We start from the raw sequence: 17,196 nt of genomic DNA on the forward strand, positions 1-17,196 counted from the left end.
GCGGCGCCGTCATTTGAACCAAACTCAACCGATGCGGAACACTCAATCCTTGTGCAGGAATGCGTAGTCCGCCGAATAGGGGACGCTGAGAAACTGGCCGGCATCGTCGCATGAACCGGCGGCGACGCCGCCTTTGGTGTTGATGCGCTGGATCACGTCGACCATTGCGAGCTTGCCGTCGCCATGCCGGTCAGTCACCGTCAATTTGAGCCACGGGATATCGCTCGCGGTTTTACCTGGTGCGCGGCCAACCGCTTTGCCGCCCAGCGTGCTGCCATCGGTGAGTTGCCAATGCGGGCCCGCATAGTGGCGGCCTACGGTGAGTCCATCGGACAGCAGCGTGGCGATCGGCTCGCGGAAGCTCCAGGAGAGCTTGCCGTCGGAGGCGGCCATGCACTCATACACCTGCGCTCCCTCCGCGTGATAGATCGCGACGATCGTGGCATCCGGCTCGGCAATCTCGGACGGCACCTGAGCCGCAGCCGCATGCGTCAGCGCGGCGAGGGCGGCGATGAGCGCCGCCCCGAACAGTCTGCACTTCACTTTGCAATTCATGTGATCGTTCATGGGACCTCGCGCGTGATGTCTATTCAGCGACGGCCTCGCCGGAGCCGCCGAGCTCCGCCGGAAAGTCCTTCAACTTCGGCAGGCCGTCTTTCATCGGCAGCACGGTCTCGGCATAATTGACGTGGACACCGGGTTCGAAGCGAAGTGTCGGGATGGTCGCCGCAAAGACATCGACCAGGCCGAGTGTCGGATGATTGGTCAGCAGGTGTCCGCCGCATTTTTCACAATACTGGCGCTGGCTGAGCGGCGTCTTCTGGAAGCTTGCAACATGTTTGGCGCCTGCAGTGATCCGCACGGCGTTCGGCTTCCACAGGCTGAAGGCATTGACCGGCCCGCCGGACCACGAACGGCATGAACTGCAGTGGCAATAGCCCATCGCTTCCGGGGCACCATCCGCTTCCAGTTCAACTGCGCCGCAGAAGCACTTCCCAACATGTGTCATTGATCTCGTTTCCTCTTGCTCGTGCATTGTGTCCCGCGGCGAAGCCGGGGGCGTCGAGCGTTCTGCTAGCAGGGACGCGCAAAGCGGAGCGTCATGCGATCGGATGAGCCAGCATCACAAGATGTGTCGATGCAATACGCGTGCCGAATGACGATGTGGCGCGTCGCGCAATCGCTGACGCGATGGAGTTCACGTGATGATCGAAACGCTCACGCCTATGGTCCTCGTTTCCGAGGCGCGGAGCTGGATCGGCACGCGCTATCAGCACCAGGCGTCGCTCAAGGGCGTCGGATGCGATTGCCTCGGTCTCGTGCGCGGCGTCTGGCGCAACTGCATCGGCGACGAGCCGGAAGCGCCGCCGCCTTATGCGCCGGACTGGGCCGAGGCGCGGGCTGAGGAGTCGCTCGCGCAGGCGGCGTTGCGTCATCTCGTGCCTGTCGCGCTGGATGAATGCGGTGCCGGCCATGTCCTACTGTTTCGCTGGCGCGACGGTTATGTGGCCAAACACGCGGCGATCGCGAGCGGCGAGGGCACGATGATCCACGCCCATGACGGCGCGGCCGTCTGCGAGGTCGCCCTGACACCCTGGTGGCGTCGTCGTCTGGCCTATGCGTTTCGCTTTCCCGGAGTGAGCTGATGTCGCAACTGGTTCTCTCCACGGCCGGCGGCGCCATTGGCGGGATGTTCGGCCCGATCGGCGCGATTGCGGGCCAGCTCGCCGGTGCGGCGCTGGGTGGTGCGATCGATAGCGCGCTATTCGGCTCAAACGATCAGGCCACAAGCGGGCCGCAACTGGCCGATCTCGATGTGATGGCGTCCACCGAGGGCGCGCCGATCCCGCGCGTCTATGGCCGTGCGCGGCTGAGCGGCCAAGTGATCTGGGCGACACCGCTGGAGGAGGTCGCAACGTCGGATACGGTGCCGACCGATGGCGGCAAGGGGCTCGGCGGTGGCCCCACTACAACGACGACGACCTATAGTTACTTCGCGAATTTTGCCGTGGGGCTGTGCGACGGTGTGATCGGCCGCGTCGGGCGGATCTGGGCTGACGGCAAGCCGCTCGATCTCGATGGGATCAATTTTCGCGTCTATCGCGGCACCGAAGACCAGATGCCCGACGGGCTGATCGTCGCAAAGGAAGGCGCGGGTAACGCGCCGGCCTATCGCGGGCTGGCTTATGTCGTGTTCGAGCGGCTGCCGCTGGCGAATTTCGGCAACCGGATTCCGCAACTGTCCTTTGAGATCATCCGGCCGATCGGCCTGCTCGAAGCGATGGTGCGCGCGGTGACGCTGATCCCCGGCACCACCGAATTCGGCTATGAACCGTCCACGGTGGTGCAACTGCTCGGCCCCGGACAATCCGCCCCGGAGAACCGCCATCACGGCTCCGCGCGGTCCGATGTGGTGGCGGCGCTGGACGATCTGCAGGGCCTGTGCCCGAACCTGCAACGTGTCGCCATTGTCGTGGCGTGGTTCGGTTCGGATCTGCGCGCCGATTACTGCCTGGTGCGGCCGGGCATCGACAATCCCGCCAAGACAACCAGCCCGCTGTCGTGGTCGGTGGCTGGCGTCACGCGCCCCTCCGCCTATGTGGTGTCGCAAATCGACGGACGTGCGGCGTTCGGCGGTACGCCGTCCGATGAGAGCGTCGTGCATCTGATCGGCGAGCTGAAGGCGCGCGGGCTGAAGATCACATTCTATCCGTTCGTGATGATGGATGTGCCTGATGGCAACGGCCTGCCAGATCCGTGGAGCGGGGCGGGCGCGCAACCGGCCTATCCCTGGCGCGGCCGCATCACCTGCGATCCCGCACCGGGACAACCTGGCTCTCCCGACGGCACTGCAACCGCGGGCGCGCAGATCGACAACTTCTTCGCCGGAGGTGTCTGGAACTATCGCCATATGGTGCTGCACTATGCGCAGCTCGTATCGCTTGCCGGCGGCGTCGATGGCTTTCTGATCGGCTCGGAATTGCCCGGGCTGACGCGCGTGCGCTCGGCGTCGGGCAACTATCCCGCTGTCGCTCAACTGATCGCGCTCGCAGCCGACGTGAAGACGATCGTCGGGGGCGGTACGGTGGTGACCTATGGCGCGGACTGGACCGAATATGGCGCGCATGTTGTTGGCGCGGATGCGTCTGAGATCAGGTTTCCGCTCGATCCGCTCTGGGCCTCGGCTGCGATCGACGCAGTCGGGATCGATTACTATGCGCCGCTGTCCGACTGGCGCGATGAAGCCGATCATCTCGATCGTGATCTCTCCGACACGATCTATGATCGCGCCTATCTGCGCAGCAATGTGGCGGGCGGCGAGGCCTATGACTGGTACTATCCGGATGATAACGCGCGCGATGCGCAGGCGCGCGTCGCGATATCAGATGGGCTTGGCAAGCCGTGGATCCATCGCGTCAAGGATCTCTGGAATTGGTGGGGCAATGCCCATCACGAGCGCGTCGGTCATGCGGAGCTCGGTAGTTCGACGGCATGGGTCCCGCGCAGCAAGCCGATCTGGCTGACCGAGGTCGGCTGTCCCGCCGTCGACAAGGGCGCCAATCAGCCAAGCGTGTTTCCCGATCCGAAATCGTCGGAGAACTTTGCGCCGTATTTCTCCAGCGGCGCGCGCGACGACCTGCAGCGGCGCCATCTGGAAGCGCTCATCTCTGCGTTCGATCCGGCCTTCGGCGCCAGCGATGCCGAGAATCCGGTGTCGCCTGTTTATGGCGGGCGGATGATCGATGTCTCGGCCATTCATGTCTGGACCTGGGACTCGCGGCCTTATCCGATCTTTCCCGCGGCCGATGACATCTGGGGCGATGGCGCCAACTGGCATACTGGCCACTGGCTGACCGGCCGGCTCGGCGGCGCGCCGCTGGATGCATTGGTCGACAGGCTTGCTGTTGATGCCGGCGTGACGGGGATTGATGCCTCGGCATTGTCGGGTAGCTGCGATGGTTATGTCGTGGACCGGCCGATGGCGCCGCGGGCGATGATCGAGCCGCTGTCGGTGGCCTATGCCTTCGACGCGACGGCGGGGGATGGCGCGCTCCGCTTCATCCCGCGCGGCGGGCTGCCGGTGGCAGAATTCACCGAAGACGATCTGGTGGCGCCGGATGACGGCGCGCTGGCGCGGCTGGTGCGCGCGCAGGAGACCGAATTGCCCCGTCAGGTCAGCATCGGCTTCAGCGATGCGCTGACGGACTACCGGCGCTCGGCGGTGTCCTCGCGCAAACTCACCGGCGGCGCCAGCAGGATGCTGCATGCGGACCTTGCCGTCATCACCAGCGATACGGCAGCGACGCAGCGCGCCGAGGTCTGGCTGCAGGATCTGTGGGCCGGGCGTGAGCGCGCGGAGTTCGCCGTCGGCATGACTGCGCTCGCACTGGCGCCGGGCGACGTGATCGCGCTGACGCTCAACGAAAGGCGACGGCTGTTCGAGATCAGCGGACTCGTCGATACGCAGGCGCGGCAGGTGACGGCGCGCAGTATCGATCCCGACGTGTTTGCCGTGCCGCTGCTGGCGCCCGAGATCAAGCTGCCGCCGGCGCCGGCGGCGCTCGGGCCGGTACAGGTACTCGCGCTGAATCTGCCTGTCATCGACAGTGGCAATACCGACGTGCTGACGCGGCTCGCTGTCTTCGCCAATCCATGGCCGGGCTCGGTGGTGATCTGGCAATCGAAGGACGGCGCGAGTTTCCAGGTGGCCGCGGTGGCGGCAACACCTGCGGTCATCGGCGAGACGCTGGATGCGCTGCCGGTCGGGCCGATAGCACGATGGGACAATGCCAGTACATGTCGCGTGCGGCTTCATGGCGGCGCGCTGGCGTCGCTGTCGGACGCGCGGGTGCTTGGCGGCAGCAATTCCGCAGCACTGCGGAATGCGGATGGCGTTTGGGAGATCATCCAGTTTGCCGATGCCGAACTGGTCGAGGCCAACACGTACAAGCTGTCGCGGCTGTTGCGCGGGCAGGCGGGTTCGGAATCCGCGATGGCAGCGCTATTGCCGGTTGGCGCGCCATTCGTGATGCTCGACAGAAGCCTGGTGCCGATCGCAAGGGGACTGGACGCACTCGAACGGCCATTGTCGCTGCGTATCGTCGGCAACGGCCGCAGCCATGACGATGCCTCGGCCGTCGCGCTGACGCTGACGCCCGATCGCAGCGCGCTGCTGCCGCTGGCGCCCGTGCATGTGAAAGCCGTGCGCAAGCCCGATGGCATCCAGATCTCATGGATCAGGCGCACGCGTCTCGATGGCGATGGCTGGAATGCCGAAGTGCCGCTTGGCGAAGACGGCGAGGCGTACCGGCTCGAGATTCTGTCCGGCACGTCGGTCATGCGCAGCATCGCCTGCACCACATTGCAGGCGCTTTATGCGGTGGCCGACGAGGTCGCCGATTTCGGCGCGCCGCAGCCGAGCCTGCATCTGCGCGTCGCACAGCTCTCCGGCACTGTCGGAGCGGGTCATTCCACGGAACTGACACTGACACTCTGAGGCCGACATGACCGACACGCCAAATCTCAAGCTGCCCTTCATCGAGAGCGGGCAGGCGCAGAAACACGTCACCCATAACGAAGCGCTGCGCATTCTCGACGCGGCGATCCAGATCTCGGTACTCGATGTGACGCGAACCGTTCCGCCGGCATCGCCGGGCGAGGGCGCACGGCATATCGTGGCGGCCGGGGCGTCAGGGGCCTGGAGCGGCCATGCGCTGGCCATCGCCACGTGGCAGGACGGTACCTGGGCTTTCCTCGTGCCGAAAGCCGGCTGGTGCGTCTGGTCGGTGGCCGATGACGTGATGATGGTGTTCGATGGTGCGCTGTGGCGTGCAGTGGGCTCACCCTCGCTGGACAGCGTGCCGCATCTCGGCATCAATATCTCCGCCGACAGCAGCAATCTGCTCAGCGTCAAATCCAATGCCGCATTGTTTGCAGCGATCGGCGCGGCCGATGCCGGCACCGGCGACATGCGGGTGCAGGTCTCGAAGGACAGTGCTGCGCGCGCGGCTTCGGTGGTGTTCTCGGATGCCTATTCCGGCCGCGCGGAATTCGGCCTGATCGGCTCCGATGCGTTCAAGCTGAAGGTCTCGCCGGACGGATCGGGCTGGGTCGAGGCCCTGGTGGTTGATCCGGCGAGCGGCAATGCCACGCTGCCGCGCGGGCTGCTGCTGACCGGCGTGGTGGCGCCGGCCGAGATCACTGCGAATGTGAATGATTACAGCCCGGCGGGCGTCGCCGGTGCTGCGGTGCTGCAGCTGTCAGCCGATGCGGCGCGCAGCGTCTCGGGGCTGGCCGGTGGCAGCGAGGGGCGCATCGTCAGCCTCATCAATGTCGGCGGCCAGCCGATCACCCTGCTGGATGATAGCGCCGCATCCGCAGCGGCCAACAGGTTCGCGTTCGGCGGCCATCTCACGCTGATGGCGAAGCAGGGCGCCCTGTTGCGCTACAACGGCACCGCCGCCCGCTGGCAATCGATCTCCGGCGGCACCAGCATCCGTGCCGACAGCGCCCAGTCCCTCACGGCCGCGCAGCAGGCGCAGGCGCGCGCCAATGCCGGCGTGCTCGGCCGCAATCGCATCCTCAACGGCCAGTTCGCCATCAATCAGCGCGGCGCAGGAGGCGGCGTGACCGACAACGCCTATAGTGCCGACCGGTGGCGCATGATCGGCGAGTTCACGTCGGCCACCATCTTCGCCGACAATTTCAATGCGGCGGGCGGCAACGTTCCCGGCGCGGTCTTCCAGTTCTCGGGCACGACGGACAAGGGCGGGTTCTTCCAGATCATCGAGGGGCGCAATTGTAAGGATTTGCGGGGCAAGGCCGTGACGCTGTCGATGCTGATGCAAGTCAGCAGTATGCGTCTGGGCAATATGAAAATAGGGATACTGGAATGGACCGGCGCGGAAGACGCCACGTCCGGCGATCCCGTCGCGTCCTGGGGCGCGGACGGCGTCACGCCAACCCTCGCGGCTAACTGGGCGTTCAGGAACGCACCCGTGAACCTTGGCGTCACGACATCATCGGCCCAGTATTCCGCAACGGTGACGCTCGGATCGTCATTCAACAATATCGCCGTCATGATCTGGAACGATGACAAGTCGTACACAGCCTCGGATAATTTCGGCGTCACCAACGTGCAGTTGGAGGAGGGCGGGGTCGCGACGACGTATGACCAGCAGATGTACGAGCGGGAGGTTCGCTTATGCGAGTACTATTGCCGCTCACTAGGTTCGAAAGGAGTGGTGTCTTACGACTTGGTCGCCGCCGGCTATGTTTCATCACCTACGTTGTTTTATGCAAATTATCTATTTCCGCGGATGCGATCAGTTCCGATTCCAACATTTCAAGCCGCTGCAAACTACATTGCGGCAACTGCCGCAGGCCTGTTTCCAGGATCCGCAATCTCCACTGCTACGAGCTCAGAGGTCGCTATCCAAATAGCGCTCACCGTCTCCGGCGCTACGGCGGGGCAAGCTGGAAACCTGCAAGCCAACGGCGCCGCTATTGCTCGGATAATATTGAACGCGGAGATATAGTTGCGTTCCAACGTGAAATCGCACCGCCCAATTTGATCATCTGGTAGCTTGGAGGTGCGACGAAAATTCCGATCATGCAGAATTTGGCCTGATAGGCTTCGATGCATTGCGGCAACGACAGCTTCGGCGTCACCAATATGCAGCTGGAGGAGACGTTGCGATGGCTCTTAACGTCCGGACGTTGGTGTGCGATGATCGGCAACAATTCTGATGTTTTCAGAGTCTCTAGCAAAGTGTGGCGGAAATTCGCTTCGCAACTACGCTGAAAACGAGGCCGTTGGTTTCTGATTTTTGCAGATCATATGACCAGCCGGCTCTCCGCAGCATTTCCTCAAAGTACGTTTCCTGGAAACCTAATTCCATCCATCCATAGGACCGCATAGCCCTCAGAGACAATCCGTCAAAACGCGGCCCCCATGGATAAGGGACGGCGTTTCTCCACGGCCCGTCCGAGGCGACAATCGGTTCAGGGCCGAATACGATGAATCCGTCCGGCTTCAACATCGATGCAATGTGGCCCAGCAATTCACGATGCCGTATCGCGTGGTGGTAGGATTGATAGAAGAAGGCGCGATCGAATTTCTGGTCACCGAGGTCAGCGTCAAAGCCGCCATGGATTGCTTCGACGTTGAGCTTCATTCTTTGAGACTTTTCCCGCACGACATCGATGCAAGTCTTCTCGATATCGACGACGGTCACGGAACATCCAAGGCGCGCAAGATGCAGTGATATTTCGGCATCCCCGCACCCAAACTCGACTACTGACATGCCTGGCTTGACGTCGAGTTTTTTGACGACGTGCCCGTAACTCTCCAAGTGGTTTCCTAGCCATTCACTGGACCCTTGGTAAGCGGAAGGCGTTGCGATCATTTCTTCGAAGCTGATCGGGGACAATTCCATTGTCCGAGCGTCGTAATTCGATCGGCCTGATATCCTTGCGTGAAGTGCAAGAACAGCTTGTGTGTATTCCTCTGAAAACGGGTCACTCGGAAAATGATTGATTTCGGTCGGCATCAGATAGCTGTTTGACAGGATGTGGACCATGTCACGATCGCCTGTTGCGCGAAGTTCACGGTCGAACTCATCAAACTCTTCAATCGATGAGAACTTGCGCATTTCTGGTGCCGATGGCGCCAGAGGTTGCACAGGCTCGGGAGTATGCACTACTTGCTGAGGCTCCGGCGGGCGCCGTGATCGTTTCAGAAATGGTGCCAGTAGGCCTGTATTGAACATTATCGCGCTCCGTGTGATGGGATTCTATCTGTACAACCCAAGCACGTAAAGCGGCCGTCGTCCGCGTCAGTTAGAGATAGTTCTGGCCTAACTTGAGCGGCTCTACAAGGCTAGCGTCCGGCGGCGTATCGCCCCTCTATTTCAACATCGCTTGTGGTTGGGTTCAGGCCGGCGTCGAGATTTAGGTCTTTGCGCACGCGCAACAATCTCCTCCAATAGATTATGGGCCTTTCTATCAGGTAAAAAGAAATCGTCGCGAGTGTGGCTGAGGAAAAAAAAACAGGATGAGGAAATACGCCCAGCCCACCTCGTAGCCAAAATGTCGAAGTGCCCATATGATCAGGAAGTGGTTGAGAAAAATCCCATAGCTTAGATTTCCGAGCATGTCGTCAATTTTGGAGTGAGGTAGTCGTCGTGTGATCGCAAGCGCGGGAACAGCAAAAACCACACCCAAAAGAACCTCTTTTATCATTGGTGAGGTCGTGTCGTTCGGTGGAAAGAATACTGCAGATAAAGCAGCCAATGCCCACACCGTAACGGGTATGATTTTCGATAAGCGGTCGCGTCCGGAAAATGCAGCGCCCGTTAAGAAAATGAACAGCACGCCCGGAAGTAGTCGATAGCCGAACATGTCGGAGTCAATCGCACCGACGTAGGCCGCTCCAAAAACAAGCAGCGATGCGGGCAGCGATATCCATCGCGTTTTGGGTGAGAGAAGAAAAAATGGAGCAACAAGATAAAAGGTGATCTCAAGCCCGAGACTCCAGGCTGGTGGAATGAGCATGCAGCTCTCGAGGTTCCCGAACTGAAAGAAATTGAGTGGAATAGCGAGTGCGTTAAGAGCGACCTTGCCTCCGGTGCAACCACTTGAGAACACGTCCCTGTGGCCGGTCCACCAAAGCACCAATCCTCCAAGGAGGCAGTACCACCAAAACTGAGGGAAGAGGCGAGCGGCGCGATCTAGATAAAAGTGTCCGACGCGGCCAACTGAACCGTAGTGCTTCTCGATCAGCAGAGCCATCACGTAGCCGCTGATCATGAAGAAAGATACGACGGCAACCACGCCAGTGTGTAGCCCAAGAACACCGTGCCGGTGTGTGACAACGCAACAACGATAGCCAATACAAAACGTAAAGTTCCCACGCCCAGCCCCTTGCCTCTAGCCGAGTAACCTATAGTCGCTCACCTATTGCGTAAACATGCAAGGCGGGGATTATCCAGTCTGAGAAGCCTGAAAATGGCGTCACGAATCGTCGCGTGGGTGCAGGGCTTCCGGCTTAAGGCGTTTTGCCCTTGACGCGACAATGCGAGTTTCGGCCAGCCTTATGCGACCGGCTAACTATGCATAGATGAACGCTTCAGGGAGTAAGCTGGAGTCACAGCGCCTACACCCGAAGCGTCGCTGGCTCACTAAAGAATGACCACCGGAAGCCTGCATTCCAAAGCGGCTACCCCGGTGGATATGCATCGGGCCTGGATGCCGAATTCGAGTTCGGGAAGGTCAAACTCAAGCCGCACCTCGCCATTCTGTCGGGCGAGATCGTCAGCCGTCAGTTCTTTGACGGCCAGGACTTGCGCCTTGTTGCCGAGGACGTCGCAGCGGACAACGACCGTGTTCTTGTCGGCGATTGCCTCGGCCTTGATGCTGAAGCTTGCCGAATGAGATCCCGCCTTCAATGGCATGTAAGGGCCATAGACAAGGACGCCGGAGGCGCCGGCTGCAGAGGAGACGGACTTGTTGCCCGCCGCGCGCGTGCCGATCAGGGTCTGGAATCTGCCGGATCGTTCCACCCAGGCGGTCGCGAAGATTCCATCGACGAAGGCTTTCAGTTCGTCGGGCTTGGGAGTCCCAATCTTTCTGGCTTCCATCCACCAGATCAGCGAGTCGTTCGGATGAATGGACGCGGCGGCAATGCGCTCGACGACGGGCCAGTCTTCCGGGCTGTCATTGGGCGCGAGCGGCAGAACGCGCCCTGTGTCCGGGTCTCTGGCGATCCAGATGCCCTTCATGGCGGTGACTTCAAAGCCGGACAGTTCGGCAAGTCGCCGCGCTTCATCGGGAGTAAACTCGATGGTGTGTTCGGGATGGCTCCAGATCAGCGGTTCGGTCACCAAACGGTTGGGGCTGTCGACCACGAGAACAGCGCCAGGCTTCAACACGCGCCAGCTTTCGAGGAAAAAGCCGATGACGTCTTCGGGCCAGAGATGCTCGAGGTTCTCACCCGAAAATACGAGCTCGCATTCCTCATCCTTGACGCCCTCCATGTTGCCGACCGTGTTCACGATCCAGTCGACATTCTTGGGGAGGTCATCAGGCTTGAGGCTGTAGAACTCGATGCCGATGTGGCGCCCGGCATGCGTCGTTCGCGATGCCACCCAGTCGAAATACCAGGTGCCGGCACAGCCCGCGCTCATGATGGTTCCAGACACGCGCGGCATCGCGCGCAGGAATGCCGAGCGGGAGTCGTGCAGCACGTGACTGATATCGGGAAAGTTGGGCTGAGATCCGGCCGCTGCGGTGGTTCCCTCACCATCGGCGCCGACCTTGCTGGCAATGCGCTCCAGCATTGAGAGCATCTTGGTGGTGTGAAGCGCACGTTCGCGCAAACCAAGCAAAATTGACTTCATCGTTCCTCTCAAGCATGCGCGCGGCGGCGCGCATAGCAGTGGCGGCTAGTTCGTTCGCCATACGCGGCGGCGTCGGCCACGCCATTGGCTATCGCATTAATGTGAGGCGGACAATGCTTGGCGGGCCACGATCCCTTTGAATCAGCCGCACTGCACAAGTTCAAAGCCGTCCCGCTCCTGGGGCGACTTGTTGATTTCATGACAATGGAAAATCCAAAATGACCGATCTGGAGGCGTTGAAGCAGGCGCTCGATAGGCTATGGCCGAATGGCGATCAAAAGGTGCCGGGGCTCAGGGCCGGCATCATCGCAACCGCGCCCGGTGCGTTCGCGACATACGGCATCTCCACGCCTTCGCTCGCCGCGCATGTGATGGCGCAAATCAGCCACGAATGCGGAGCAGGGCGCGACGTCGTCGAGAACATGAACTACAGCGCCGGGCGGATGATGCAGGTCTGGCCGTCGCGCTTTCCGACCATGGCGAGTGCCGCACCTTATGCCGGCAATCCGCGGGCGCTCGCCAACAAGGTCTATAACGGCCGCATGGGCAATGCCGTCGGCTCCGACGACGGCTGGAATTTCCGTGGGCGCGGCGGATCGCAGACGACGGGCCGCGAAGGCTATGAGCGGGTCAGGAAGGCCACGGGCATCGATGTGGTCAGTCATCCCGACTACCTGATCGATCCGCGTTACTTCCTCACTTGCGCTGTGTCGGATTTCATCAATTGCGGCTGCCTGCCATTTGCGAAAGCTGACGATGTCGTCGGCGTCACAAGGCGGCTGAATGGCGGCGCCGTGGGTCTCGCCGAGCGCAAGGCCTGGCTGGCGAAATGGAAGGCTGCGCTGCGCGATGCGTCGCTGGCGCCAGCGCCGTCCGTGGGGCTACCGCCCGTGATCGCATCGCCGCCGCTGGTGCCCGAACTGCCGGCAGCCAAACCCACCAATAAGCCTACCAATCTTTCCACTTTCATTGCCGCGCTTGTCGCGGCCTTCCGGAGGACATGACCATGGACTGGGGTGACCTTGCCAAACAGGTGATTGCGTTGGGCGCGCCGATGCTGGGGACGGCATTGGGCGGTCCGCTCGGCGGTGTGGCCGGCGAGATCCTCGCCAAGGCGGTGGGCTCGGTGACGCTGACGCCGGCGGCGGTGCAGGCGGCACTGCCGGCGGCCGATCCGACTAGGCTGGCGGAGGCCGAGGCGCATTGGGCTGACATGATCCGCGCCGAGGCGGAGACCCAGCGCGCGGCGATATCAGAGACCCAGGCGACGATCCGCGCCGAGATCGCCAGCGACGATCCGCTGCAGCGCTGGTGGCGGCCGGCCTATGCGCTGGAATTGACGGTAGAATGCGCCGCGCTCTGGTGTGTGCTGATGCACGAATTCTGGACCGGGGACATCCAGACCATCAACGCGCTGGTCAACGCCACAGCGCTCCTGGTGACCTATTGGGGGTTCCGGTTCGGCGTGCTAGGCGTCTATATCAGCGGCCGCACCCGCGAAAAGGTCAGTGCACTGACCGGGCAGGATTCGCCCGGCATGGTCGAGAAGCTGGTCAAGGCGCTGACGGTTAAAGACGGTGTGAAGAAAAAGTAAGGTTGGCGGCCGTCGCCATTCATGGAGTGTTCACGCGTCCGGGCATCAATTCGGATTGTGAACGCGGAGAAGTCACTTGCGCCTGCTTGTTGTCGAAGATGATCCCGATCTCAACCGTCAGCTCACCACGGCGCTGACCGATGCCGGCTATGTCGTCGATCGCGCCTTCGATGGCGAGGAGGGGCATTTCCTCGGCGACAGCGAGCCCTATGACGCTGTTGTGCTCGATATCGGCCTGCCGAAGATGGACGGCATCTCGGTGCTGGAAGCCTGGCGCCGCAACAACCGCATCATGCCGGTGCTGATCCTCACCGCCCGCGACCGCTGGAGTGACAAGGTGCAGGGCTTCGATGCCGGCGCCGACGATTATGTCGCCAAACCGTTCCACCTCGAAGAGGTGCTGGCCCGCATCCGCGCGCTATTACGCCGCTCCACCGGCCACGCCCAGTCCGAACTCACTTGCGGACCCGTGTCGCTGGATACCCGCACCGGCCGCGTCAGCGTCTCCGGCAATCCGATCAAGATGACGTCGCATGAATACCGATTGCTGTCCTATCTGATGCACCATACCGGCCGCGTGATCTCGCGCACCGAACTGGTCGAGCATCTCTACGATCAGGATTTCGATCGCGACAGCAACACCATCGAGGTGTTCGTCGGCCGTATCCGCAAGAAGCTCGACGTCGATATCATCCAGACCGTGCGCGGCCTCGGCTATCTGCTCACGCCGCCGCAGCCGTGATCATCTCCGGGATCATGCGCTGATGCGCAACAGCTCGCTCGCAACGCGGCTGTTCCTGTCGGCGACGGCCTGGGTGGTGGTGATCCTCTTGATCACCGGCATCGTCCTGTCCTCGGTCTATCGCAGCGCCACCGAGCGCGCCTTCGATCGCCGCCTCAATCTCTATCTCCGTACCCTGGTGGCCGAAGTTGCCAATCCGCCGGACGCGCCCGATCACGATACGCCATCGCTTGGCGAGCCGCTGTTCGAACTGCCGCTGTCGGGCTGGTACTGGGAAATCGCACCCACCGAAGGCGCGAAGACCGAGATGCGGGCCTCGCGCTCGCTGTGGGACAAGAAGCTGCCCAAGCTCGAAGACCAGGGCGTCGAGCTGACGGCGTCGGGCATCCGCCAGGGCTATGTGGACGGGCCGGAAGACCAGCGCCTGCGCATGGTGGAGCGTCCCGTCGATCTCGGCGCCGACGGCAAATTCCGCATCAGCGTTGCCGGCGACGCCACCGAGATTTTCGAGGAAACCCGCACCTTTGACTATTATCTTGGCGGCACTTTCGCTGCACTCTCGATCGTGCTCGTGCTCACCACGATCTTCCAGGTCCGCTTCGGCCTCGCGCCGCTGAAGCGCATGTCGGATGCCATTGCCGATATCCGGTCCGGCCGTGCCGAGCGGCTGGAGGGCACATTCCCTGTCGAGATCTCACCTCTGGCGGGCGAGATGAACGCGCTGCTCGATGCAAACCGCGCCATCGTCGAGCGCGCGCGCACCCATGTCGGTAATCTCGCCCATGCCATCAAGACGCCGCTGTCGGTGATCGTCAACGAGGCGAACAGCCGGGGTGTCGATCCCTTTGCGAGCAAGGTGCTGGAGCAGGCCGATGTGATGCGCGATCAGGTGACGCATCATCTGGAGCGTGCGCGGATCGCGGCGCGCGTCACCATCGTCGGCACTGTCACCGATGTCGCGCCGGCGCTGGAGGCGCTGTGCCGGACGATGCAGAAGATTCACCGGGATCGCGGCATCACCATCGACCTTGAGGCCGATGCCGCGGCGAAATTCCGCGGCGAAAAACAGGACATCGAGGAGATGGTCGGTAATCTCGTCGACAACGCCTGCAAATGGGCGGACTCCCATGTCACCATCGGCGTGCAGGTCGAGCGCACCGGCGGTGCTGATCCGGCGTCGAAGCTGCGGATCATCGTCGATGACGACGGACGCGGGCTGTCCGATACCGAGCGCGCCCAGGTCGCGCGCCGCGGCCAGCGGCTCGACGAGACCAAGCCGGGGTCAGGTCTGGGTCTGTCCATCGTGGTCGATCTGGCCGCGCTCTATGGCGGTAGCCTGACGCTCGGCAAGGCGCCGATCGGCGGGCTGCGGGCGGAGCTGGTACTGCCGGGTGTCTGAGTTCCGGCCTTGTTGCGCCCCGTTGTCGCCCGAATTATCCCGTTCGTAACGTCTTTGACGTTTCCTGTGTTCCGGTTTGCGTTCGGGGTCTGCGGTCCATGGTCAAGTTCAACGCTTTCTGTGTTGTCGCTGTTGCGCTGGCGCTGGGTGGGTGCGACGTGACGACGTCGGACGGCGGGCTGGGCCTCGGCACCGATACGATCGCCCGGGCCTATAGCAGCACCAAGTCGGCCGTTGGCCTGTCCGAGGAAAACGCAGCAGTCGCGGTGACCAATGCCGCCTTTGGCGGGCTGATCGGCGCCAAACTCGGCGCCCAGCTCAACGACGAGGACCGCCGGCTGGCCTACGAGGCCCAGATCGCCGCCCTCGACCGCGGTGCACCCGGCGCTCCGGTGCCCTGGCGCAACGCCACGTCGGGACGCTATGGCAATATTGTCGCCGGACCGGCCTATAACCAGAAGGGCCGGGAATGCCGCGGTTTTTCCCACACGGTCACCGTCAATGGTGATCTCAAGACCGCCCGCGGTACCGCCTGCCGCAGCCCCGAAGGCACCTGGGCGGCGGCCTGATCCCGGTTCCTCAACGCCTTCTTAACGCGGCGCCTGCTACAAAAATCGGTGGCGATTTTCGGTTGTAGATCGACCGGAAAGCACGGATTCCTAGGCTGCATGAACAAAACCTCGATCGATCGCTTGCGGGAGTATTTGGCGCAACTGCCCGAGCAGTCGCAGATGCTGCTGATGCGCGAATATGAGCGCGCGATCGAGCGCGGCGAAGACGTCGTGGTCGCCAATTTCGTGCTCGACCTGCTGCGCGGCGTGGTTCGCGGCCACGAGAATGCAGTGCGCCCGCGCGTCGAGGATCCTACCCGTCTCGTCTTCAAATCGCTCGAGCCGTTCCTTGTCGAAGGTGTGGGCAATGTCCGGCCCGGACAGATCCGGCGCGCCTCGCTGCTGCCGATCTGGCAGTGGCTGGAGCGCGACGCCGCAGACGCCGTGCGCGAGTTCGAGGCGGCCGTCACCGTATCGCCCGAGCCGGGCGCTTCGGACATCGAGCGCGCCGTCAAGAAATTCCAGCAGGCGGCAGCAGCCGCCATTACCACTGCCACATCGGGCAATCGCGGCGCGGCCCGCATCGGGCCGACCCATGCGGTCGAGGACCTGCCGTCCATCGGCGCGGTGCTGAAGGCGCGCGAGCAACTCGACGGCTTTGCGGGCAAGCTGCCGAGCGTGCTGCGCAGCTTCGGCGATAGCCAGATCGCCTCGGTGAATAGCGCGCTGAACGTGCCGACGCTGACCACGCCGCAGGTGCTGCCTTTCGCACTGTCGCTGGTGATGCAGCGGCTGGCGGCGCCATGGCAGATCATTCGTCTGGCGGTAAAGATCGCGGCCTCGGACGATGAAATCCGCGTGGCCGCCACGCCCTATGGTGTCGCCGTGACCATGGCGCTGTCCGATCTCAATCGCGTCGCGGCCGAACTGCGCTCCGATATCAGGCGCGGCAAGTTCGACAGCGCCCCCGAACATCTCAAGGTCGCCCATGACGGTGTGCGTGGCTTGCGCACCGAACTCGACATGCGCAACGATAGTACCTGGGGCCGCCAGATGGCGTCGATCCGGGTGGAGATTTCCTCGACGCTGCAGTCGGAGATCGAGAGCGTGCCGGGCAGGGTGCGGCGTTTGCTGCGCCAGCGCCCTGACAAGGATATTGCCGCGACGGCGACGATCGATTTCGCCGAGGTCGAGGAGACCGTGGCGCTGATCAATTTCGTCGCGGTGTGCCGGACCTATGCCAGCGAACTCGCCATCAACGAGGTGACGCTGCGGACCTATTCCGACCTGCAGCAATATGTCGAGAAGTCCACGGAGTCGCTGGTGCAGTCGCTGCGCGCCGGCGATGCCCGCGTCCGTAGCTACCGGCAGATGCAGGCCAAGGCCGCGATCCGCTTCTGCCAGGTGTTGTTCGGCCAGGAATATGCCTCGCTGATGAGCCGCGCCGCCGAACAGGCCATGGTCGTGGTCGAGCGCAAGCCGAAGCGGGCCGGCTAGGCCAGGCGATGCGA

Annotated in this window: 14 protein-coding genes; 9 read left to right on the forward strand and 5 right to left on the reverse strand. The window is 62.6% G+C overall.

From position 1 onward, the window contains the following. Window positions 1-42 precede the first annotated feature (42 nt). Together AB7783_RS04420 and AB7783_RS04425 are read right to left on the reverse strand one after the other, a co-directional pair. Complete coding sequence (locus AB7783_RS04420; RefSeq protein ID WP_441276962.1) at window positions 43-567, reverse strand: DUF3455 domain-containing protein; 525 nt, start codon at window positions 565-567, stop codon at window positions 43-45. A 19-nt stretch (window positions 568-586) separates the two neighbouring features. Further along, entirely contained in the window at window positions 587-1,009 is a 423-nt protein-coding gene (locus tag AB7783_RS04425; protein ID WP_441276963.1) for a GFA family protein, read from the reverse strand. Between the two features lie 196 nt (window positions 1,010-1,205). On the opposite strand from AB7783_RS04425, the gene AB7783_RS04430 reads away from it, so the two are divergent. From AB7783_RS04430 to AB7783_RS04440, 3 genes are read left to right on the forward strand one after another with little or no spacing between them, the layout of a single operon-like run. Then, window positions 1,206-1,646 carry an NlpC/P60 family protein gene (locus tag AB7783_RS04430; protein WP_441276964.1) on the forward strand — a complete coding sequence of 147 codons (441 nt, stop codon included), beginning with the start codon at window positions 1,206-1,208 and terminating at the stop codon, window positions 1,644-1,646. Then, the gene (locus AB7783_RS04435; protein ID WP_441276965.1) at window positions 1,646-5,497 is read left to right on the forward strand and encodes a baseplate multidomain protein megatron; all 3,852 of its coding nucleotides are present in this window, start codon (window positions 1,646-1,648) and stop codon (window positions 5,495-5,497) included. Before AB7783_RS04430 ends, AB7783_RS04435 begins: the two co-directional genes overlap by 1 nt. 7 nt (window positions 5,498-5,504) lie before the next feature. Next, entirely contained in the window at window positions 5,505-7,538 is a 2,034-nt protein-coding gene (locus AB7783_RS04440; protein WP_441276966.1) for a DUF2793 domain-containing protein, read from the forward strand. 225 nt (window positions 7,539-7,763) lie between these two features. Here the strand turns inward: AB7783_RS04440 and AB7783_RS04445 are convergent, their stop codons facing one another. From AB7783_RS04445 to AB7783_RS04455, 3 genes are all read right to left on the reverse strand, one after another. Then, a complete protein-coding gene (locus tag AB7783_RS04445) occupies window positions 7,764-8,771 on the reverse strand; it encodes a class I SAM-dependent methyltransferase (protein ID WP_441276967.1) in 1,008 nt (335 codons plus the stop codon). Between the two features lie 235 nt (window positions 8,772-9,006). Continuing rightward, window positions 9,007-9,834 carry an acyltransferase family protein gene (locus AB7783_RS04450; RefSeq protein WP_441276968.1) on the reverse strand — a complete coding sequence of 276 codons (828 nt, stop codon included), beginning with the start codon at window positions 9,832-9,834 and terminating at the stop codon, window positions 9,007-9,009. Between the two features lie 347 nt (window positions 9,835-10,181). Next, window positions 10,182-11,339 carry a methyltransferase domain-containing protein gene (locus tag AB7783_RS04455; RefSeq protein ID WP_441276969.1) on the reverse strand — a complete coding sequence of 386 codons (1,158 nt, stop codon included), beginning with the start codon at window positions 11,337-11,339 and terminating at the stop codon, window positions 10,182-10,184. Between the two features lie 278 nt (window positions 11,340-11,617). Between AB7783_RS04455 and AB7783_RS04460 the strand changes: the two genes are divergently transcribed. The 6 genes from AB7783_RS04460 to AB7783_RS04485 all read left to right on the forward strand — a co-directional run bounded on the left by AB7783_RS04460 (window position 11,618) and on the right by AB7783_RS04485 (window position 17,182). Continuing rightward, entirely contained in the window at window positions 11,618-12,403 is a 786-nt protein-coding gene (locus AB7783_RS04460) for a glycoside hydrolase family 19 protein (protein ID WP_441276970.1), read from the forward strand. 2 nt (window positions 12,404-12,405) lie between these two features. Further along, window positions 12,406-12,993: a 3TM-type holin gene (locus tag AB7783_RS04465; RefSeq protein ID WP_093758977.1), complete on the forward strand. Its 588-nt coding sequence runs from the start codon at window positions 12,406-12,408 to the stop codon at window positions 12,991-12,993. A 76-nt stretch (window positions 12,994-13,069) separates the two neighbouring features. Continuing rightward, entirely contained in the window at window positions 13,070-13,735 is a 666-nt protein-coding gene (locus AB7783_RS04470; protein ID WP_089267078.1) for a response regulator transcription factor, read from the forward strand. A gap of 22 nt (window positions 13,736-13,757) precedes the next feature. After that, entirely contained in the window at window positions 13,758-15,134 is a 1,377-nt protein-coding gene (locus AB7783_RS04475; RefSeq protein ID WP_175367435.1) for a sensor histidine kinase, read from the forward strand. Between the two features lie 98 nt (window positions 15,135-15,232). Continuing rightward, window positions 15,233-15,703: an RT0821/Lpp0805 family surface protein gene (locus AB7783_RS04480; RefSeq protein ID WP_441276971.1), complete on the forward strand. Its 471-nt coding sequence runs from the start codon at window positions 15,233-15,235 to the stop codon at window positions 15,701-15,703. A gap of 99 nt (window positions 15,704-15,802) precedes the next feature. Further along, window positions 15,803-17,182 (forward strand): hypothetical protein, encoded by a 1,380-nt coding sequence (locus AB7783_RS04485; RefSeq protein ID WP_120290892.1) that lies wholly within the window; start codon window positions 15,803-15,805, stop codon window positions 17,180-17,182. Window positions 17,183-17,196: the final 14 nt, after the last annotated feature.

Origin of the sequence: Tardiphaga sp. 172_B4_N1_3, assembly GCF_052076035.1 — a bacterium.
Lineage (GTDB): Bacteria > Pseudomonadota > Alphaproteobacteria > Rhizobiales > Xanthobacteraceae > Tardiphaga > Tardiphaga robiniae.